Source organism: Chryseobacterium jejuense (genome assembly GCF_017877355.1).
GTDB classification, from domain to species: Bacteria; Bacteroidota; Bacteroidia; order Flavobacteriales; family Weeksellaceae; genus Chryseobacterium; species Chryseobacterium jejuense_A.
Genome location: NZ_JAGIPR010000010.1, coordinates 125569 through 146033 on the forward strand (window position 1 = coordinate 125569; position 20465 = coordinate 146033).

General features: G+C 34.5%; 18 protein-coding genes. 7 read left to right on the plus strand and 11 right to left on the minus strand.

Features of this window, described 5'->3' with window-relative positions; genetic code table 11:
* Positions 1-89: 89 nt before the first annotated feature.
* The 7 genes from J2772_RS18785 (at position 90) to J2772_RS18815 (ending at position 8377) form a co-directional block, all read left to right on the plus strand.
* Positions 90-1118 carry an acyltransferase family protein gene (locus tag J2772_RS18785; protein ID WP_209919417.1) on the plus strand — a complete coding sequence of 343 codons (1029 nt, stop codon included), beginning with the start codon at positions 90-92 and terminating at the stop codon, positions 1116-1118.
* A 171-nt stretch (positions 1119-1289) separates the two neighbouring features.
* Positions 1290-3017 carry an HAD-IIIC family phosphatase gene (locus J2772_RS18790; protein WP_209919418.1) on the plus strand — a complete coding sequence of 576 codons (1728 nt, stop codon included), beginning with the start codon at positions 1290-1292 and terminating at the stop codon, positions 3015-3017.
* A 15-nt stretch (positions 3018-3032) separates the two neighbouring features.
* Entirely contained in the window at positions 3033-3269 is a 237-nt protein-coding gene (locus J2772_RS18795; RefSeq protein WP_045491434.1) for an acyl carrier protein, read from the plus strand.
* Between the two features lie 10 nt (positions 3270-3279).
* Complete coding sequence (locus J2772_RS18800) at positions 3280-4716, plus strand: MBOAT family O-acyltransferase (RefSeq protein WP_209919420.1); 1437 nt, start codon at positions 3280-3282, stop codon at positions 4714-4716.
* A 54-nt stretch (positions 4717-4770) separates the two neighbouring features.
* On the plus strand, positions 4771-5709 hold the full coding sequence (locus J2772_RS18805) for a hypothetical protein (RefSeq protein ID WP_209919422.1): 939 nt from the start codon (positions 4771-4773) through the stop codon (positions 5707-5709).
* A 315-nt stretch (positions 5710-6024) separates the two neighbouring features.
* Positions 6025-7458 (plus strand): MBOAT family O-acyltransferase, encoded by a 1434-nt coding sequence (locus J2772_RS18810; protein ID WP_209919424.1) that lies wholly within the window; start codon positions 6025-6027, stop codon positions 7456-7458.
* Between the two features lies 1 nt (position 7459).
* Complete coding sequence (locus tag J2772_RS18815) at positions 7460-8377, plus strand: hypothetical protein (protein ID WP_245365269.1); 918 nt, start codon at positions 7460-7462, stop codon at positions 8375-8377.
* Positions 8378-8384: 7 nt separating this feature from the next.
* Here J2772_RS18815 and J2772_RS18820 read toward each other — a convergent pair whose 3' ends face one another.
* The 11 genes from J2772_RS18820 to J2772_RS18870 form a co-directional block, all read right to left on the minus strand.
* Positions 8385-9326: a glycosyltransferase family 2 protein gene (locus J2772_RS18820; protein WP_209919427.1), complete on the minus strand. Its 942-nt coding sequence runs from the start codon at positions 9324-9326 to the stop codon at positions 8385-8387.
* Between the two features lie 238 nt (positions 9327-9564).
* Positions 9565-10509 carry a glycosyltransferase family 2 protein gene (locus J2772_RS18825; protein ID WP_209919429.1) on the minus strand — a complete coding sequence of 315 codons (945 nt, stop codon included), beginning with the start codon at positions 10507-10509 and terminating at the stop codon, positions 9565-9567.
* A 274-nt stretch (positions 10510-10783) separates the two neighbouring features.
* Positions 10784-11716, minus strand: coding sequence for a glycosyltransferase family 2 protein (locus tag J2772_RS18830; protein WP_209919430.1), 933 nt, complete (start codon positions 11714-11716; stop codon positions 10784-10786).
* Positions 11717-11720: 4 nt separating this feature from the next.
* Entirely contained in the window at positions 11721-12539 is an 819-nt protein-coding gene (locus tag J2772_RS18835; protein WP_209919431.1) for an FkbM family methyltransferase, read from the minus strand.
* Between the two features lie 41 nt (positions 12540-12580).
* On the minus strand, positions 12581-14377 hold the full coding sequence (gene asnB, locus J2772_RS18840) for an asparagine synthase (glutamine-hydrolyzing) (protein WP_209919432.1): 1797 nt from the start codon (positions 14375-14377) through the stop codon (positions 12581-12583).
* A gap of 47 nt (positions 14378-14424) precedes the next feature.
* Entirely contained in the window at positions 14425-15348 is a 924-nt protein-coding gene (locus J2772_RS18845; protein WP_209919433.1) for a glycosyltransferase family 2 protein, read from the minus strand.
* 46 nt (positions 15349-15394) lie between these two features.
* A complete protein-coding gene (locus J2772_RS18850) occupies positions 15395-16528 on the minus strand; it encodes a hypothetical protein (protein WP_209919434.1) in 1134 nt (377 codons plus the stop codon).
* 34 nt (positions 16529-16562) lie between these two features.
* Entirely contained in the window at positions 16563-17687 is a 1125-nt protein-coding gene (locus J2772_RS18855) for a hypothetical protein (RefSeq protein WP_209919436.1), read from the minus strand.
* A gap of 53 nt (positions 17688-17740) precedes the next feature.
* Positions 17741-18703 (minus strand): hypothetical protein, encoded by a 963-nt coding sequence (locus J2772_RS18860; protein ID WP_209919437.1) that lies wholly within the window; start codon positions 18701-18703, stop codon positions 17741-17743.
* 10 nt (positions 18704-18713) lie between these two features.
* Positions 18714-19502 carry a glycosyltransferase family 2 protein gene (locus J2772_RS18865; RefSeq protein ID WP_209919439.1) on the minus strand — a complete coding sequence of 263 codons (789 nt, stop codon included), beginning with the start codon at positions 19500-19502 and terminating at the stop codon, positions 18714-18716.
* A gap of 12 nt (positions 19503-19514) precedes the next feature.
* Complete coding sequence (locus J2772_RS18870) at positions 19515-20465, minus strand: glycosyltransferase family 2 protein (protein WP_209919442.1); 951 nt, start codon at positions 20463-20465, stop codon at positions 19515-19517.

Genomic DNA, 20465 nt, shown 5'->3' on the forward strand with positions numbered 1-20465 from the left:
TTGATAAGAAATACTATGAATCCTATAGATAAGATTTCTGGATAAAAATGTGTTTATAAATTTATGATACAGCTGTTTAGACGGTTTTTATGAAGATAAGTCAGATTACATTTACCAGATTTCTTGCGGCTATGGCTATTGTCATTTCCCATTTCAATAAAGATCTGTTTTTATATAAAATCGATTATATTTCAAATATATTCCTGAACGCCAATGTAGGAGTAAGTTACTTTTTCATTCTTTCAGGTTTTATTATGATTGTGGCTTACCACAAAAAAGATAAGATTGAATATTTTGATTATTATAAAAATCGGTTTGCGAGGATTTATCCCTTGTATGTACTGGGGCTTCTGCTGTATTTGGTGACAAGATATTCCAGCTTCAGTATCTATAAAGGATTTTTATATTTGTTTGGGTTCCAGAGCTGGATTCCGGGTGAGGCAATGATTCTGAATTTTCCAGGTTGGTCTATTTCTGTAGAGTTTCTTTTTTACCTGTTGTTTCCTTTGTTGTATAATCATTTTTATTCTAAAGGAAATAAAAGTATTTGGGTAGTAACAGTTATTATTTGGATCATAACACAGGTATTTTGCAACCTTTATTCAGGTTCATCTTATTATAAAGGGCCACATACGGAGAGCCACGAGCTTCTGTATTATTTTCCACTGATGCATATCAATGAATTTCTGATGGGAAATCTTGCAGGATTATATTTCGTGAAAAACTCAGGTCAGAAGAATTATGATGTACCGGTAGTTATTATTTTCGGACTCTTATTATTGTCCTTAATTTTTGTTCCGCTGTTCTACCATAATGGACTGATGGCAATCCTCTTTATCCCTCTTATTATTTTGATATCCAAAAATAATGGGGCACTAACGAGGATATTTTCATTGAAACCTCTGGAATATTTAGGGGAAGCAAGCTATGCTGTTTATATTACCCATATCCCTGTTCTTTATATCCTGAGGGAGGTGTTAAAGTGGGGCAATTATAATTTTTCCATTGATATTGTATTTGGAATTTATATCGTAGTTCTTATTATAACCTGTATTCTGTTTTATCAATTTATTGAAAAGCCATTAAGAGATTATCTGAAAAGGTTGAAGATCAGATAAAAATCTTTATTTTTGTAACAAAGCAACACAATTATGGAAATGAGAAAAGTTCCCGATATCTATATTCCAGATGAAAATCTGGTATTGCAATCCATCTGCAAAAAAAATAATAAAACAGTGCTGCCAGCACCGGAAGAGTATCCATTGATGTTTTAACAAAAAAGAATATTTATGTATAAAACATTTTCGGAGCTTAAAAAAGAACTTCGTAAAGATTCTAAGGGATTAAAGAATGTAAAAGTCGCCTTACTAGGGGATACCGCCACTCAGTTTTTGAATGTTGCTTTAAAAGGAACTGCTATTTCTGAAGGGATTAATCTTGAAATCTTTGAAGCCGATTTCGGACAGATATCCCGCCAGATTCTGGATCCTTCTTCAGAATACTACGAATTTAATGCAGATTATACTATTATTTTTGAATCCTCTCACAAATTGCTGGGTCAGTACTATAAATCGTATAATTCGGAGTCTGTTTTTGCTGAAAATAAGATCAGTTATATTGATGAACTTTATCGTACTATCCAAAGCAGGATAAAAAGCAGAGTAATTTATTGTAATTTTCCGGGAATTAATAACCAGGTTTTTGGAAATTTCTCCAGTAAAGTAGAATCTTCTTTTGTTTTTCAGCAAAATAAATTAAACTATCTTCTTTCAGCAGAATTAGCCATTAAGAATGATGATTTTTTTATTGCTGATCTACTTTCCATTCAAAATAAATGGGGTCGGGATTTTATGTTTTCTCCCAATATCTATATCAATACGGAAATGGTTCTTTCTCTAGATGTGCTTCCTGTTATTGCTCATCATATGGTAAGTATTATCTCTTCTTTGGAAGGAAAATTTAAGAAATGCCTTATTTTGGATCTTGATAATACAACCTGGGGTGGAATTATTGGTGATGATGGTCTTGAAAAAATACAAATCGGAAGCCTGGGAATTGGAAAAGCATTTACAGAGTTTCAATATTGGGTAAAAGCACTTCAAAAAAGAGGGATTATTCTGGCTGTTTGTAGTAAGAATGATGAAGATAAAGCAAAAGAACCCTTTGAAAAACATCCGGATATGGTTCTTAAGTTGGACGATATAGCGGTATTTGTAGCTAATTGGGAGAATAAAGCAGATAATATCAGAAAAATCCAGCAGATTTTAAATATAGGATTTGATTCAATGGTTTTCCTGGATGATAATCCGTTTGAAAGAAACCTTGTGAGAGAAAATCTTCCGGAAGTCTGTGTACCTGAGCTTCCAGAAGATCCAGCCGAATATCTGGAATATTTATACAGTTTAAATCTTTTTGAGACTGCCAGTTTTTCAGAGAATGATACTGAAAGAACAAAACAATATCAGGTAGAAGCACAGCGTACCATTGCTTTGGAAAGTTTCACCAATGTGGAAGATTTTCTTGAAAGCATGAATATGGTCTCTGATGTGCAGCCTTTCAACAATTTTTCAAAACCAAGAGTTTCTCAGCTAACGCAGCGTTCGAATCAATTTAATCTGAGAACAATACGATATACAGAGCAGGATGTAGACCATTTAATAAACTCCGAAAATCACTTTACAATGTCCTTTACATTAGAAGATAAATATGGTGATAATGGGCTTATCTGCGTTATTGTTATGGAAAGAAAAGATACTGAAACACTCTTCATTGATACATGGCTGATGAGCTGCCGTGTCCTGAAAAGAGGAATGGAAGATTTTACCCTGAATACCATTGTAGAAGCCGCCAGAAATAACGGATACAAATATGTGGTAGGAGAATATATTCCTACAGCTAAAAATCAAATGGTTGCAGATCACTATGAAAGGCTTGGGTTTACCATGCAGAATGATAGATGGATATTAGCCGTAGATGATTACAAATATAAAAACGTATATATTAATAACAAATTATAAACATATTGAAACATTATGAATAAAGATGAAATTCTAAGTAAACTGACTGGTATCTTTCGTGAAGAACTGGATAATGATGAAATTGTACTGACTCCTGAAACCACAGCGGAAGATGTTGAAGAATGGGATTCGCTTTCTCATATTCAGTTAATTGTAGCTGTGGAAAAAGCCTTTGGAATACGTTTTACTTCATCGGAAATCAGAAGCTGGAATGATGTAGGAGAAATGATAGACTCTATAACTTCAAAATAAGATAGATTGGATGCTGCTTAATTCATACAGTTTTATATTTTTCTTTATTGCGCTCTATTTTATATATTATCTCTGCGGAAAAACCTCGAAGATTCAAAATATAATTCTGCTCATAGGAAGCTATGTTTTTTACTGCAGCTGGAGTTGGGAATTTTTATCATTGCTGGTTGTTACTACAGGGGTTACTTATTTTATTGGGAATAAAATAAAATCTGCTCAAAAGGAGAAATCTAAGGTGTTGTGGCTAAGATCGGGTGTTTTTATTGTCCTGATTCAGCTTCTGTATTTTAAGTATTTTAATTTCTTCATTGAGAATTTTAATGATTTCCTGCATCTTTTTGGAGTGAAGGATCAATTAGGATTGCTGAAGATTATTTTCCCGATAGGAATCAGTTTCTATTCGTTCAGAATGATAAGCTATTTATTGGATATCAGGAATAATAAATTGAAGGAAATTCCATCTTTGCTGGATTATGCCGTTTTTATTGCCTTTTTTCCATGTATCATTGCCGGACCTATTGACAGAGCCACACCGTTTTTGAAAAACCTGAAAATAAAAAGAGAATTTTCTTCATCTCAATTTACAGACGGATTAAAGCAGATTTTATGGGGTCTTTTCAAAAAATTGGTGGTAGCAGATAATATTGCAGGGATTACTTCTCAGCTATTTGAGTCCTATCATACCTTAAATGGAAGCGCTTTATTTATCGGAGCTGTATTGTATTTTATCCAGTTATATTCAGATTTCTCAGGATATACAGATATGGCTATTGGGATTTCTAAGCTGCTGGGTATTAAAATTCAGCCGAACTTTAATTATCCGCTGTTTGCACAGAATGTTGCCGACTACTGGAGAAGGTGGCATATTTCTTTAACCTCGTGGCTTACTGAGTATGTTTTTACCCCCCTATCTATTCACTTCAGGGATTATGATAAGTATGGATTGATTATGGCCATTATCATTAACTTTTTGGTGGTAGGTTTCTGGCATGGCGCCGAATGGCATTATATTGTTCATGGATTGGTAAGTGGTGTTATGTTTATTCCATTGATTCTGAATGGAAAAATGAATAAAAAGATTAAGGCATCTAACAACTTCATTCCAACAAAGGATGAAGTGAAGAACATTCCTGTAACATTTATTCTTTTCGCTTTATTGATGATCCTTTTCTTTTCAAAAGATATGGAAATGGCTACGAAATATTATCAGGGAATTTTCTCACTATCATTTTTCCAGTTACCCAATTTCCCAATCCAGAAAGAAATTATAATAGTCACCTTATTTATGTTATTGTTAGAATGGGGGAATCGGGATAAAGAATATGCTATTAAGGAAATTCTTGTAGAAAAAAATATCGTTTTGCGATGGGGCTTTTATTATGTTCTGGTGTTTTTGGTCTTTCTGTTTTATATTGCTCCTAAAGGGTTTATATATGCCATGTTTTAATATGCTATCAGAAACTATAGACAAAATTCAGCAAGCTCAAGTATAATTTGAATTATGAAAAGATCACTTTTAAAATTGATACTATTTTCTGTACTGCCTTTATTGGTATTAGGATATGCTGTCTGTTTTTTAGCAAAAAATTCGGATGATTTTTATAGAAGATTTACCTCTCCTCAGCAAAACTCTTTTATATTGGGGAGTTCCAGGGCTGCGGTGATGGATCCTGTTATTCTTGACAGTATTCTACACCAAAAATTTCTAAATACACGTATCTATAATTATTCCTTTACTTGGGCACATTCTCCCTATGGGCCTAAATATCTGGAGTCAATTGAGAAAAAAATAAAACCGGAAACCAAGGATGGTGTTTTTATTGTTACCGTAGAACCAACAGCTTTAATGGTAGATAAAAAGAAACCGGATAGCCCGGAATTTTATATTGAAAATGATAAAAGTGTTGCAAAGACTTCAATGGTTGCTATAAACCCAAATATTGAATATTTGTTTGAAAGCTATGAACCTTCCATTACCCATGAACTTAACAAAAAAATAGTACCCCCTAAAAATATAGTTGGAGTTCCTGTTATTTTGGATAACGGAAGATATTATCTGAAAATTATAAAAAAGACTGCTCCGGAAAAACAGAAGATGTCCAACAAAAAAAATATGAGGTTGCTTCAGGAAAGAATAGATGGTTTGAAAACATCTGAAAACAGGATTCTGTATCTTGAAAAAACAATTGAGTTTCTTAGTAAACACGGGAAGGTGATTATAGTAAGAATGCCTGTGAATAAAGAACCTTACTCAATAGAAAATAAAGCGTTCCCGGATTTTGATAGTCGTATGAAGGCTGTTGCTTCTAAAACAAAGGTTTCCTACATCAATTACAATACATTGGAGAATCAGTATCAATGGCTGGATGAGGTGCATTTGGATGAAAAATCAGTGGAAGCATTTTCAGCAGTAGTAGCCAGAGATATTTTATCACATTGATGGTGAAAATTTTCTGAGATTCCTTTTAATATTGAAAAAACAGAATATGTAGAGTTTTCGTTAAAAGAATTGTAAATTTATTAACTTAAATCCTTTGTTTTTATTTCTTGAAATGTCCATGAAAATTAAAATAAGGAAAAATATGTAATTCAAAGCACTCCCAATGATTGAAATAATAAATAATCCCTCAAAAATGAAGCGTATTTTCTCAGTAAATAACTCAGAATTTACATTGGTTTATAACAGGTATAACATTGAAGCTGAAGTCACAAAGCCGCAGGGAAGTATAATGTCATTAACTTCTAAAAACAGAATATGTTATTCAATTCAATAGGATTTCTTATTTTTTTACCAATAGTATTTTGTCTCTATTGGTTTGTTTTCAACAGGAAATTTCAGGAACAGAACAGGTTGCTGCTATTGGCCAGTTTTTATTTTTATGCCTGTTGGGATTGGAGATTCCTTTTTTTACTTATGTTTTCCATTGGACTGGATTACGTTTCAGGAATTAAAATAGAGAACAGCAAGACAAACAGGGAAGCTAAATTCTGGCTTACTCTGAGTATTGTTATTAATCTTGGTTTTCTAGGTTTCTTCAAATATTATAATTTTTTTGTTGAGAGTTTTGCAGACCTTATTGTTGGTTTCGGTTTCAAAGTAAATGTCTGGTTGCTCAATATTATACTTCCGGTAGGAATTTCGTTTTACACATTTCACGGACTGTCTTATGTGATTGATGTCTATAAAAAAAGAATAAAAGCTGAAAGAAGCTTCACAGACTATGCTGTCTTTGTAAGTTATTTTCCTCTTCTTGTGGCTGGTCCCATAGAAAGAGCCACCCATCTATTGCCTCAGATACAACGGCAGAGAGTGTTTAACTATGAGCAGGCAGTAGATGGGATGCGGCAAATCCTGTGGGGATTTTTCAAAAAGATGGTAATTGCTGATAACTGTGCACCGCTAGTGAATGAAATATTTAACAATTATCAAACAGAAAGTCCCGGAACTCTTGTGATAGGAGCTGTTTTGTTTGCTTTTCAGATCTATGGGGATTTTTCCGGATACTCTGATATTGCATTAGGTGTTTCCAGGTTATTCGGAATAGAATTGCTGAAAAACTTTGCGTTTCCTTATTTCTCCAGAGATATTGCTGAATTCTGGCGAAGATGGCATATTTCACTTTCTTCGTGGTTCAGAGACTATCTGTATATTCCATTAGGGGGAAGTAAAGGTGGACTTTCGATGAAGATCAGAAACACATTTATTATTTTCCTGGTGTCAGGGTTCTGGCATGGGGCAAACTGGACGTTTATGATCTGGGGTGGCCTCAACGCTCTGTACTTTATGCCTTTGCTTATTATGAATAAAAACCGTCAGAATATGGAAGTAGCGGCTCAGGGTAAGTTTCTGCCATCCTTTAGAGAATGTTTTCAAATTCTGATTACCTTTCTGATTACCTGTATTGCATGGATCTTTTTCAGAGCTGAATCTGTAAGTCAGGCGATTCACTATATAGGCAGGATTTTTAACCGTGAATTGCTTTCCATTCCACACCCGTTACCGGTAAAAGTATTGGTCCTGACAGGATTTATGATGATGGTAGAATGGATTAACAGAGAAAAATTCCACGGATTGGAAATTAAAAGATTCAACCCTTGGATAAGACGTATTTTCTATCTTGTTGTTATTTATATTATTCTCCGTTATGCCAACTTCGGGAATAATGAATTTATCTATTTTCAGTTTTAGCATGAAGAAGTTTTTAATTAAAATAGTGCCCTACTTTGTTGCAGTACTTATTGTATTCGCAATTCTTGGATTTTATGCAGATGGTAATACGGATGATAACTATATGCATTTTGCGGTTAAAAAACCACAGAATATTATTCTTGGGGATTCCCGTGGCTCTCAGGGAGTGGTTCCCGAAATTTTAAAAAATAAGCTTTCTGCCAATTTTGATAACTTTTCTTTGAATATTGTGCAGTCTCCCTATGGTCAGGTTTATTTTAAAGCCTTAAAAAGGAAATTAGATCCTGAAACCAAAAATGGTATTTTTATTTTAACAGTTGGCCCGTGGAATCTTTCATTGAATAAGAATATTAAAAGCGAAAAAGATTTTCCTGAAGAGCATTCTCCTCTGAATGATATGCATTTTTACGACAGGTCTCCCAATTATGAATATCTGTTGAAACACTATACGAGAAGCTGGTTTAAAATTTATACTGAAAGAGCTGAGGCGGGAAGATCAAATAGTTTTCTTCATGACGATGGCTGGATGGAAATCAGTATAGATATGAATGCAGATTCTGTTGCTGCAAGAACCCGTGTAAAGGAAATGGATTATAAGATTCTGGCGAATGCGGTAGAACTGTCGCCGGCTCGTTTAAAAGCTTTTAATGAAATTATTAATTATTTAAGAACAAAAGGTTCTGTCTATATTGTTCGTATACCAACATCCAAAACACTCACAGCCATTGAGGATAAAAAATATCCTCATTTCAGTAAATTATTGAAAGATATAGCCCATAAGCAGAATGTTAAGGTGTTTGATTTTTCAAAAAATTATGCGGATTATGATTATACCGATGGAAATCATATGTATAAAGAATCTAGTAAGAAGCTTACTGCGCAGATTGCAGACTCTATTATGGCGAACAGAGGAAAATAGGATAAGATTAGAATAAATTATTCCTGAAGTTAATGTTATAGATCCCAGACCGGATGCTTTTATAGTCTGTTAGAAGGTACTTCAGGATCATTCCCCATTTTTTGGAATTAGAAGAATTAGCAATCTGAAAGCTGCGATACATTCTTTTGATGTGAAGCTTTATATGTTCGGGAAGCGTTGTTTCATTTTCAGCCCATGCATCCACTTCTTTCCATAATAGAACGCGGGTAGTTGCCGGATTTACCTTTTTAGAATCTACCAGTGTAATTCTGTTGTCTTCGTGTACACCTCTTACTGCAATAGCTTTATCTAAAATTCCGGGGTAAAGATTAAGATAATAAGACAGTCTGAATAAAAATTCTGTATCCTGATGCAGTCTTAGACTGGATTTAAATAAAAAATCCATTTTTTTCATTAAAGAATCCCTACGTATTGTTAAAGCATCAATACTAAAGAGTCCAAAGCTTCCAAGCATATAGATTTGCCCTGGGAACACGTCTTTAGGCTCATGTCTTTTATAAACGGTGGTTAATCGGTCTTCAAATAAAGAATAATATTGTTCTTTTGCTTTTTCAGTGTAATAATGTACCCCAAGCGCTCCATAAACGCCTTCTACTTCAGGTCTTTTGAAAAGTTCTTTTTCAGCATCAAATCTGTTAGGAAGAAAATAATCATCCGCATCTAGGAATGAAATAAAATCCCCGCTGGATTTTTCTATTCCCAAATTTCTTGTAGGACCTGCACCATGATTCCCTTTATCCGGATGCTGATAAAGTTTTACCCTGTCATATTTTTCGGCAAGCTGTTTACATACCTCTAATGCGTTATCCGGCGATTTGTCTTCCACCAGAATGATTTCACAAACTTCATCAAACTGCAGAGCAGATTCCACCGCTTGGGAAACATATTTTTCGGCATTGTAAACGGGAATAATTACTGAAATTTTCATTTTTTGTTTACTTAACTTTTTATATCATTTGTGCGTGCAAAAGCGTTGCAAGATAGTTAATTATAAAGACTTATGTCTGAATTTTTTCGTATTAAAAAATAGATGTATTCTTTATTAAAATTCTGATTCAAAAAGTCTGCCGAACAAAGTGTTTTCAGATGACTTTAACAAAGAATCTGCAAAGATTTTTTTTGAATTTGCGTTTTAATTTAAATTTCGAAAGTCTATGGTTATTGTTTTAAGATATCAATGAATGCCGGAAATTGATATTGTATAAGCCGGACCTTATGCTTTTATAATCGGTAAAGAAATATTTAATAATCATTCCCCATTTTTTGGGGAATGGAGCTTTTGCAATTTCAAAACTTCTGTGCATCCTTTTGATGTGAATTTTTACCTCTTCAGAAATCTCGCTTTCAGTCTGAGACCAAAGACCAACCTCTTTCCAAAGCATGGCCCTGGAGACAGAAGGATCTATGACCCGCAGGTCTACTTTTGTAATTCTGTTGTCTTCATGTACACCTCTTATCGCGATAGCTTTGTCCAGAATTCCAGGATAAAGATCGAGATAATAAGAAAGGCGGAACAGAAATTCTGTATCCTCATGAAGTCTTAAATGGGGTTTAAATAGAGGTTTTACTTTGCTCATTAAAGCCTCTCTGCGTATCGTTAAAGTATCAATACTGAAGAGCCCAAAAGGTCCCAGCATATGAAGTTGACCAGGAAAAACATCTTTAGGATCATGTTTTTTATAAACAGTTGTGAGTCTGTCTCCAAATAGCTGATAATATTGTTCTTTTGCTTTTTCGGAATAATAATGTACTCCAAGAGCTCCGTAAACTCCTTCTACTTTTGGGTCTTTAAATAATTCTTTTTCAGCATCGAATCTATTGGGTAGAAAATAGTCGTCTGCATCAAGAAAGGCAACGAAGTCACCGGTGGATTTTTCAATTCCCAAATTCCTACTTGGGCCTGCTCCATGGTTTTTCTTATCTGGGTGCTGATAAAGCTTTATTTTTTCATATTTTTCGGCTAGTTGCTGACATATCTGTAATGCGTTGTCCGGGGATTTGTCTTCAATCAGAATAATCTCGTGCACTTCATCAAACTGAAGAACAGAGTTTACTGCCTGAGAAACATACTTTTCTGCATTATAAACGGGAATAACTACTGAGATCCTCATTTCTTCTCCTTTTTACAATAAATTTAGAATTACAATTGCGTTTTATTAGTACCTTTTGAATTCGAAATTTAAGCTTTTAATTTTATTTTAAGCTATTAAGATCTTCTTTTTTTCTATAAAATGATAGTAAACATCATAGACGTAACCAGAGTGATGATTTTTAATAATAAATTCTTTTTTAGGGTGGAAAAAAATATAAAACTCTCCTTTATGGGAAATTATTATTCCATTTTTTTTACCTGATTTTGGAAGGAAAGGAGCTTGATGTAAGCTATTAATGAAAATAAGTAAATCTATATTTTGTCCTCAGGATATTGGGATTTTTTATAATAGCAGCCAATAATCCCATTGCTTTTGAAACTCCTTTTTTGGAGGCCAGTTCAAATGCTTTGTTTTGAAGATAAATATGGCTGGAAGCATCAGTTTCCAGCGAGGAAACTTGAGACCACTCGTAAAGTGAGTTCCAGTAAATCGCCTGTCTTTGGTTATATTGTGGAGAGTATCTTACAATTTTTGAGATCCTGTTATCATCATGCACGCCTCTTATCGCAACAGGCTTGTCTATGATCCCTGATTTTAAATAGCAGTGATGGGAAAGTTTTATAATAAAGTCAGAATCCTGGTGTAAACGGAGATTTACGTTAAACCTTAATTTCTTTGCTTCAAGGGATGATCTTCTGATAGTAAGGGCATTAAGATGGAAAAAAGAACCGAATCTTTTAGGGGTAAGCCCCAGTAATCCTCTGAACACTTCATTTCCTTCTGCCGGATAACTAACCGTCAGGATCTCATTATCATTAACGTTGGAAAGAAACTGTTCTTTTCCTTTTTCAGTCAGGTATTCGGTGCCAATAGCATTAAATACACCTTCTACCTTCGGATCTTTGAAAAGTTCCTTTTCAGCATCAAATCGATTGGGTAGATAATAATCGTCTGCATCCAAAAATGCAATAAAATCGCCGGTTGCTTTTTCAATTCCCAGATTTCTGCTGGCTCCAGCACCATGATTTCCCTGATCCGGATGTTGAAAAAGTTTTACCCTACTGTTTTTTTGTGTCAGTTCATGACATACCTGAAGGGCATTATCTGGTGATTGGTCTTCTACTAAAACTATTTCATAAACTTCATCAAGCTGTAAAGCCGATTCTACAGCTTTCGAAATATATTTTTCTGCATTGTATACGGGAATAATTACTGAGATCTTCATAAACCTAAAAGGGTGTAATAATTAAGTTATCATTAACGAATAGTTCCTGGCTGATGGCAAAGAATTCTTTTTCATGTATTCTACTGTATACTTTAAAATTATTATCAAAAAAGAACTGAAGCAGGTCCTTAGAGGTATGATCTCCCTGCTCATCAATCGCAGCCGGGCAAAATTCCATAAAGAAAATTGGCCTGTTTTTTAAGAAAATATCTTTGTTTTCCAGAATAACAACGGCTTCATACCCTTCAACATCCATTTTCACAACATCAAACTTTACATCGGATATCATTTTCTTCAAAGGCTCTATTTGCACATTAATCAGTTTTTTTCCAGGATTCTTGGTTTCGATAAACGAACTCATTCCTGCATGCCCGGCAACATAGTTAAATGGCTTTACGGCAGAGGAACCTCCAATAGCTATGTTGAAAAGCTTGATGTTCTGGTAATTATTTTTTTTAATGCTCTCGTTAAACTCATGATATACATCGGGAATAGGTTCAAATGAATAAACCTGTTGGCAGTAAGGTGCTAAAAGCAAGCTGTGTTGCCCAATATTGGCTCCTATATCCAGCAATACCTTGTCTTTGGTAAGAACAGATCTTATGTCATCAATGATATACTTTTCATAAATACCATTCTCAAAAATATAGAAATCAACAAAACCAAACTTTTTATTAAGATAAATCTTGGTCTTTCTATTATTATAATGAATGGTAAAGAGCTTACGATTATCAAGATACGAAATATTCAGCTTTCTTTTGAGGAAGCGGATAGGTGTTTCTTTAAATAATATACTTTGAAGGGACTTTAAGTAATTGGGCATAGGAATTTTTTTGGGCTTTGTGTTTAAAAATAATTATTGCTTTATAAATAGGATTGATTATTATCTGCCCATAATGCAAGCTGTAAAAGGTTCCAGTGCCTTTCATCCTTGTTGAGGAAATTCTGAGCTGCTTTAAAATCAATAAAATTAAATACCTTATGGTTCGGGTTTTTTAGCAGATCATTTGAAAAATTCATCAGGTTTTCTTCTGCAAACCAGCTCTTTACTCCAAGTCCAAATCCTTGTTTATGGCGTTTTCTGATGGTTTCTGTCCAATAAGAACCCATTGCTTCGCGAAGAATGATTTTATCATTATTGTTATTCAGTTTCAGCTGATCCGGTAATTGAATACAAAATTCTGCAAAATCCAGATCGAGGAATGGCGTTCTCACTTCCAGGGAATTTGCCATAGCCATTCTGTCAGATTTCACCATCATATTGGCAGGAACATAGTTTTCCAGATCTACTCTCATAATATCGTTAAGGGAGTCAGGATTAGGATTAAAACTATAAGTCTGCAGATAATCTGCAGAAACCCCAAGGAGATCACGTTCTTTCTTGTTAAATGCATTTCTTACATCATTCAGATGGAAATCCATAATAGATGAAAACTCTCCGTTTTTCCGGCTAAGGAACGAAGTTGGTTTTATTTGCTGGTATAACTTTAATCCAAATTGGGCAATGATATTTTTATAGCTGAAATGCTGCTTTAATTTATTTTCAACGGTATAGAAATGATACCCTCCGAATAATTCATCTCCTACATCTCCGGATAATACAACTGTAAGATTTTTTCTGGCTGCTCTGCATATTTCATAGTGAGGGATAAAGGAAGCGTCAGCAAAAGGCTCATCAAAAAATGGAGATATTTTTAGTAAAGAAGTGACAAGGTCAGATTTCTTCTCATGGACTTCAATATGATTGGTTTTGTACTTATCGGCAATTTCTTTTGCATATTTCAACTCATTGTCTTTGTGATCGTATCCGAAGCTGATAGTGGTCTGATGAGGTAAAAATTCATCTACCAGAGCTACAACAGAGGAAGAGTCTAAACCTCCGCTCAGGAAGCTTCCTACTTCTACATCCGCAATAAGCTGTTTCTTTACTGCATTCTTCAACAGATGCAGAAATTCTTCCTTAGCATCTGAAAGGCTTATTACCCTGTCTTTGGCGGGTAAGCTATAATAACGGGAAACTGTAAATTTTCCGTCTTTCCATATCAGTTGGTGTGCAGGTGGAAGTGTATAAATATTGCTATAAATACTCTGATAAGAACTTACATATCCATATTGAAGATAGTGGGAGAGTGCCTGGGAACTTACTTTAGGCTGGATAAGCCCAGAAGCTAAAATGGCTTTAATTTCTGAGGCAAATATAAATTCATTGTTCTTCCCAATGGCATAGTAAAAAGGTTTTTCACCAAAACGGTCTCTGGCACAGAATAACTGTTGCTTTTGTTCGTCCCAAATAGCAAATGCAAACATTCCCGGAAGATCATGGATGAGCTTTTCCTGTTTTCTCTGATACATGGCAAGAATAACCTCCGTATCAGAACCTCCATGATAGGGATACTCTGCGTATTGTCTTTTGATGTCCTGATAACCGTAGATTTCCCCATTGAGTACAATACATTCATTTTTAGTATTGGAGAACATGGGCTGCTTTCCATTGTCAGACAAGTCTATAATGGAAAGTCGGCGGTGGCCTAGTGCGGCATTTTCATAAAATTCATAGTGCGAAGAATCCGGACCACGATGAACTAATGAATCTGTCATCTTTCGGATTTCCTCCTGGTAATTTCTGGCATTACTGCTTATAATTCCCGCTATTCCACACATAATATATTATTTTTCATCATTAATTTTTCAATTATTGTACAGCTAATTTACGACAGATTCAGAAAACTAGGGCCTGATTGAATCAATTGATTTCGTAAGTTGCTTAATTTTTCGCTGTCTTTAGATATTTTATTATATTTTCTGGACAGCTCTTTATACCTGTTGATATTACCTGTCATCAGGTTTTTGACCATACTTTGTTTGAGATGTTTTTTTTCTTGCTGCAAAGCATTGGGAAGAACCGGATTCATGATATTGGTTTCAATACGGAGGTCCTCATATTTATTTAAATCTATTTTATGAATAGACTGTACGCCATCATGTACCACTTTACTGCCGGGAACAAGGAGTACTTTTTTTTGATGGAAATGAATCCTATTGGTATATTCATCATCTTCTCCATAATGGAAAAAATAAGGATTGAAGCCTCCAATGGTTTCTATGGTTTTTTTCGGTAACAGCCAGTGAGCGGCATTTACAAAATGAATCTCGTAATAAGGTTTTAAAGTCTGAAAATACAGATCAGAGATCATTCTTGTCTTTTCATAATTCTTGGCGATATACTGATCCAGAAAGATGTCAAGATACTTTTCTGAACCATCGATGTGAATAGGGCTTATAATACCAATTTCGTCCTTGTTGGGATGGCTGTTATATACTTCCAGCATCTTTGCCATACTGTCTTCATAGAGCCATGCATCCTGATTCATCAGATAGAAGAAATCAGCACCATCTTTATAAGCTTTTTCAATGCCTATATTATTGGCTTTTCCAAATCCAAGATTAGATTCAGACTGAGTGAGATCTACTTCCGGGAAATGCATTTTTATGTATTCCTGGGTTCCATCTGTAGATCCGTTGTCTATTACAAAGCATTTTACAGGAACAGATGATTTCCTTAAACTGGTAAAGCACCGTTCTGCCCATTTCATGGCGTTATAGGTAACAATAATAATATGAATATCAGGCATTTTTTTTTAATATTTTTTGTTCTGGACTAATGAATAGTCGGTAACCTTACAACAAATTCGTGATTCTAAAATACAAAAAATAGTAGATTTGTTTAAGAAAGGCATCAAACTTAGGGAAAGTTAAGAATCCTTGTGTGAGGAGCATCATTCTCCAGGAAAGATTAAATAAAATTAATACGACCACAATAATTTCTTGTTTTCTGCTTAATATAGCTCTTGGTTCAGTAGCAATAAATATTGTTAAAAGCGAGAAGAAAATATTCACCCATCTTCCCCAGTCTACTGCTAAGTAGAACAATGGAATTAAAAATAGAACCTGTATGATCAGGAACCAGGTATTGATTTTAATTTTATTGAATTTACAGTATATATAAACTGTTAATGCCCCCAACAATATGCTTATTCCATAGGTTTGATAATCATAAAGATGAGATTTGTAAATATCAATGACATTATAATTGGGATCGTAATCAAAAATTCCCATTTCTTCAAGAATAAGTCCGTGATCTTTAAAGAAAGCTATTGTATTTTCTGTTCTTAAGCTGATCCCGTATTTATAAAGAAGGAGCATCATGACAGTTGCAGGGAGAAGCTGATAAAGTACTATTTTTTTGAGTTTATCAAATGGTAAACCCTCATTTTTCATAAAATAGGCTAATCCAACAAATGGCAAATAAAAGAATGCTGCTTCATGTGTTAAAAGAGCAATGATGATAAAAATAGTAATGGTAATATCCTTAATAATAATCTTTGAACGCAGACATAAGATGTAGACAAGGTACAGGAAGAAGAACAACATTTCTTTTCTTGTAGCAATATTAGGATCTTTTATGATCATTCCAAAACCTACCGGAAGCAGAAGTAAGGCTATGACCAGAATATTGTTCTTTTCATTCCAAAAGAGTTTAATTAAAAGATAAAAAATGGCGGTATATAGTAAAAATACAAATGCAAATACAATATATTCAAGTTTAATATGAGTAAGTTCATTAATGCCTATAAATAAGGTTCCAAAAAGACCTCTCCGTTTGAATCCTCCATCCTGATAATTGATAATCCAGTCACCAAAACACCAGCCACCTTTTTTAACTATGATAAGGGTATAAGAGGTTGTAATACAGACATAGTAGTATATGATAAAGATTAAGCCAATCAGGTAATTAATTATTTTTGTTTTCATATTTGTTCTCTAAACAAGGAGTGTGTTTTTTATTTTAAAATAGCTTAAAATAAATAAAGTAATAGAGCTTTTTTATAATGGAATCAATAGCCGGGAAGGTAAGAAAGCCTGCTGTAAAAAGCAGCATTTTCCATAATGAATTAAATGCAATCAATATGGCAGCTGTACTATCTTTTTTAAGGGTAGTTGTTAATTGCTGCTCACCGGCAATGAAGATGGTTAACAATGTAAAGAAAATATTGATCCATCTTCCCCAATCATATGCAATATAAAATAGAGGAATAAGGAAAATTACCTGTACCGCGAGAAACTTTTTGCTGATGCAGATTTTGTTTGACCTGCAATAGATGTAAAATGTAACGGATGCTAAAAATAAACTAATAAAGTATGTCAGATAACCATATGCATGAGCTTTATAGAAGTTCAGAACATTATAATTGGGATCATATCCATAAATACCTTTAAGTACTAACGTTAACCCATGTTCCTGCAGAAACTGAATAGAGTTGGAGGTACTTATACTATATCCAAACTGATAAAGCAGCAGCATGACAATAGTTGCAGGGGCTAAATGATAGAATATTATTTTCTTAATTTTAGTAAAAGAAGAGGTGTTGTTCTTCAGAAAGTAGGTGAAACTTACAAAGGGAATATAAAAAAATGCTGCTTCATGATTCAGTATCGCGATAATAATAAAGAAGGTAACGACAATATCTTTTACTGCTTTTTGAGATTCAAGTCGTAAGAAATAGAACAGATATAATAGGAAAATCAGGATTTCCTTTTTTGCAATAATGGTAGGATCTTTTAATACCATTCCCATTCCTGCCGGAAGAAGTAAAATACTTACAGTGAGCAGTGTATTTTTCTTCTGCATGAACAGTTGGATCAACAGAGTGAAAAAAACAGCATAGACTATCACTACAAATGCAAATACAATAAATTCGAGTTTGATATGGGTAAGCTCATTGAGAAAAATAAACAGACTTCCGAAAAGCCCCCTGCGTTTGAATCCTCCATCCTGATAATTAATAAGCCATTCACCAAGATACCAGCCGTTTTTATGAAATACAAGCTGAAGATAGCTGTTGTAAATACAGATACAATAGTAAATGAGAAATATCAAACCTATGATATAGTTGACTATTTTCGTTTTCATTGGTATTTGTTATCGGATTTTAAAAAAGGAATAAGCTGTCTTTTGTAGCATTTTTAATCAATGAAAACTTTTTTAAAAGTATCCATCACCGGATGAGGGAGAAATTTTTCATAAAGTTCTTTTGCTGATAACGTGAGGTCTGCATCCAGAATAATATCCTGCAGCTCCTTACTGTCGTTATAATAATAAGCCTGGTCTTGTAAATGAGTGATGTGGGCTTTTTCAGGAGGGTTGGCAAAAGCAATCACTGGTTTTCCCATAATAGCAAATTCAGCAACGGTAATTCCGAAGGTCTCTCCTCTTTCCCGTGCATGAAGTAAGCCGTTACAGGTATTGATGAACTTCTGCTTCATGATAATATCTGAGCTTGGCGGAAGAAATATAATGTTAGAAGGGGAAGATTTCCACCATTTCTTTTTGATGAATGGATCTACCCCCATAAAAATGAAATAGATGTCTTTATATTTTGACGCTATTTTTTCAATGGTTTTTTGAGCAAACAGAATATTAAAGCTGATATGACCGCCATAATATCCAAATACTTTTGCCTTTGGAGGAATATTGAGTTCTGCTCTCAGGTCCTCATGGGTTTGGGAATCAAAATTGACCATGTGAGGGACATAAGGATATTTTGAACCGGTCATTTCCTGGCTCAGCCATTCAGAAACATAGGCATATACGTCTCCATGAGGTTCAAAATGTTTAAAAACACTGTGGATTACGGATTTACATTCCCTGGTGTCTATACCATCTATATTTCCATTTTTAATAGCATAAAAAAGGTCTATATTATCCTCACGGATAATTTGATCCACTTCACTGAAGTCTGAATAACCATGTACACGGAATCTTTTTTCAAATTTTTCAATACCTAATGGATGATTGGTCTTTGAATTTTTATTGTATATAATTATAGATTCGTTGCCCAGATATCTCTCATTGAAATCTGCGTAATCATATACAGCTATGGAAGTTCCTCTGTAGTTGAGCTCATCCTCATGGAAAACAATTTTCATCTTTGGTGTGTTATTTAAATATATTTTTCAGTCTTCCTATGACCTTCTGAATAATGGTTTTCTTCGGATACTTGGTAAGGTCATTGTGTTTAAAAAGCCCTTCTCCCTGTGCAATCCCGAAATTTTGTTTTACCCACCAGGCGGCAATATTTCTTTCCAGAGAAGCTGTTTCTCCTGAGAAAGGAATAATGGCCTCCAGCAAAAAACTTTTTCTGACAAGGTAAGGATTATTGGTCCAGTTGGCCCAACGTGAGGTGGTAATAAAGTATTCCCCTTGCTTTTGTATTTTATCAGGGAATTCTACTGCAGGATCAAGCCAGTGCAAGGATTCCAGGAGATGAGGTGAGGTACACTCATGCCAGTCATCATAATAATTCAGTTCATTTCCTTTATGTCTGATGGAAATAAGAGGATAGCCTGGTGTATTTCTGCTTCGGTAGCGGACTACATCAAAACCATTGTCAAGCATTTTCAATCCGCTTTTGAGACGGGAAAATACGGTTTTCTGATCTTCAACAAGCTCAAAGTCATGCTCCAGGAAAAGAATATTTTCGCAAGCAGCATTTTCTGCCAGCATTTTCATCCCTTTTCCGATTCCGATATTCTCTTTTAGCCCTATATATCTGATGTTATACTGATCTGCCAACTTTTTATCCGACTCACTTACTTCCTGAAAAAGAATTACAATATCATCCATCATATTCAGAAGGCCATACTTCCTATACGATTTCAATGTATTTCTCAGTGTTTTACCTGTTTTCCAGGACAGAATGCAGATGCTTATGGGGAGTTTTTCCATATTCATTCTTATTTAAATATTCAGGAACGGATGTTGAGCCGTCATTGCTGTTTTTCTGGCTGTTTCAATTTCATTAAACTTTCCGGAGAAATATTTATATTGCTCCATATAGAATTTATACTCACTCCTATTTCCCTTAGCTCCCATTTTTAAGGCAAAAGAAAAGAGTGCTTTTTTCTCTCTTTTGCTGTCATAATGGTAATTCGGGTCAAGATATTTTGTTTCCCGCTGCATAATCATGGAAAGTCTCTTATTCTTTAGCAGCTCTTCTTTGTCCTTAGGTTCTTGTTTGTAAAAGGACTGTATAGTGTCATGTGTCACTTTACTTTGGGAACATACCACTATTTTAAGTCCGAAATAAGTTATCCGGTTTACATATTCATAATCTTCAGCGCCATGGAAAAAATAGGGATTGAAACCACCTACTTTTTCGATGATACCTCTGGGAATACACCAGTGTGCGGCATTGACAAAACCAATTTCGTAGTAGGCTTTTGTTTCACCAAAATAAATGTCTGAAAGCATTCTGTTATTTCTCAGGTCTTTGGCAAGGTAGTTTTCAAAATGGAGATCAAGTTTTTTCTCGCTTCCGTCAAGGTGCATTGGGCTTAGTATCCCAATCTGCTTCTTGTCCGGATATTGTTGATAAACATCTAAAATCTGTTGAAAGCTATCCGGATAGATCCATGCATCCTGATTCATTAGGTAAAAGAAATCAGCGCCTTGTTTATAGGCTTTTTCAATTCCTAAATTGTTGGCTCTTCCAAATCCAAGATTTTCAGGAGACTGTATAAAATCTACTTCTGGGAAATGGGTGGTTATGTATTCCTGTGTTCCATCAGTAGAACCATTATCTATAGTGATGCATTTCACCGGAACAGAAGAGTGTCTTAAGCTGGTAAAACATCTTTCTGCCCATTTCATGGCATTATAAGTGACAATAATAACATAAATATTAGCCAT

What these genes read in the sequence shown, in the direction of transcription:
- J2772_RS18785 (WP_209919417.1), top strand. Translation starts at nt 90, where the DNA reads ATGAAGATAAGTCAGATTACATTTACCAGATTTCTTGCGGCTATGGCT.
- J2772_RS18790 (WP_209919418.1), top strand. Translation starts at nt 1,290, where the DNA reads ATGTATAAAACATTTTCGGAGCTTAAAAAAGAACTTCGTAAAGATTCT.
- J2772_RS18795 (WP_045491434.1), top strand. Translation starts at nt 3,033, where the DNA reads ATGAATAAAGATGAAATTCTAAGTAAACTGACTGGTATCTTTCGTGAA.
- J2772_RS18800 (WP_209919420.1), top strand. Translation starts at nt 3,280, where the DNA reads ATGCTGCTTAATTCATACAGTTTTATATTTTTCTTTATTGCGCTCTAT.
- J2772_RS18805 (WP_209919422.1), top strand. Translation starts at nt 4,771, where the DNA reads ATGAAAAGATCACTTTTAAAATTGATACTATTTTCTGTACTGCCTTTA.
- J2772_RS18810 (WP_209919424.1), top strand. Translation starts at nt 6,025, where the DNA reads ATGTTATTCAATTCAATAGGATTTCTTATTTTTTTACCAATAGTATTT.
- J2772_RS18815 (WP_245365269.1), top strand. Translation starts at nt 7,460, where the DNA reads ATGAAGAAGTTTTTAATTAAAATAGTGCCCTACTTTGTTGCAGTACTT.
- J2772_RS18820 (WP_209919427.1), bottom strand. Translation starts at nt 9,326, where the DNA reads ATGAAAATTTCAGTAATTATTCCCGTTTACAATGCCGAAAAATATGTT.
- J2772_RS18825 (WP_209919429.1), bottom strand. Translation starts at nt 10,509, where the DNA reads ATGAGGATCTCAGTAGTTATTCCCGTTTATAATGCAGAAAAGTATGTT.
- J2772_RS18830 (WP_209919430.1), bottom strand. Translation starts at nt 11,716, where the DNA reads ATGAAGATCTCAGTAATTATTCCCGTATACAATGCAGAAAAATATATT.
- J2772_RS18835 (WP_209919431.1), bottom strand. Translation starts at nt 12,539, where the DNA reads ATGCCCAATTACTTAAAGTCCCTTCAAAGTATATTATTTAAAGAAACA.
- asnB (WP_209919432.1), bottom strand. Translation starts at nt 14,377, where the DNA reads ATGTGTGGAATAGCGGGAATTATAAGCAGTAATGCCAGAAATTACCAG.
- J2772_RS18845 (WP_209919433.1), bottom strand. Translation starts at nt 15,348, where the DNA reads ATGCCTGATATTCATATTATTATTGTTACCTATAACGCCATGAAATGG.
- J2772_RS18850 (WP_209919434.1), bottom strand. Translation starts at nt 16,528, where the DNA reads ATGAAAACAAAAATAATTAATTACCTGATTGGCTTAATCTTTATCATA.
- J2772_RS18855 (WP_209919436.1), bottom strand. Translation starts at nt 17,687, where the DNA reads ATGAAAACGAAAATAGTCAACTATATCATAGGTTTGATATTTCTCATT.
- J2772_RS18860 (WP_209919437.1), bottom strand. Translation starts at nt 18,703, where the DNA reads ATGAAAATTGTTTTCCATGAGGATGAGCTCAACTACAGAGGAACTTCC.
- J2772_RS18865 (WP_209919439.1), bottom strand. Translation starts at nt 19,502, where the DNA reads ATGGAAAAACTCCCCATAAGCATCTGCATTCTGTCCTGGAAAACAGGT.
- J2772_RS18870 (WP_209919442.1), bottom strand. Translation starts at nt 20,465, where the DNA reads ATGGCTAATATTTATGTTATTATTGTCACTTATAATGCCATGAAATGG.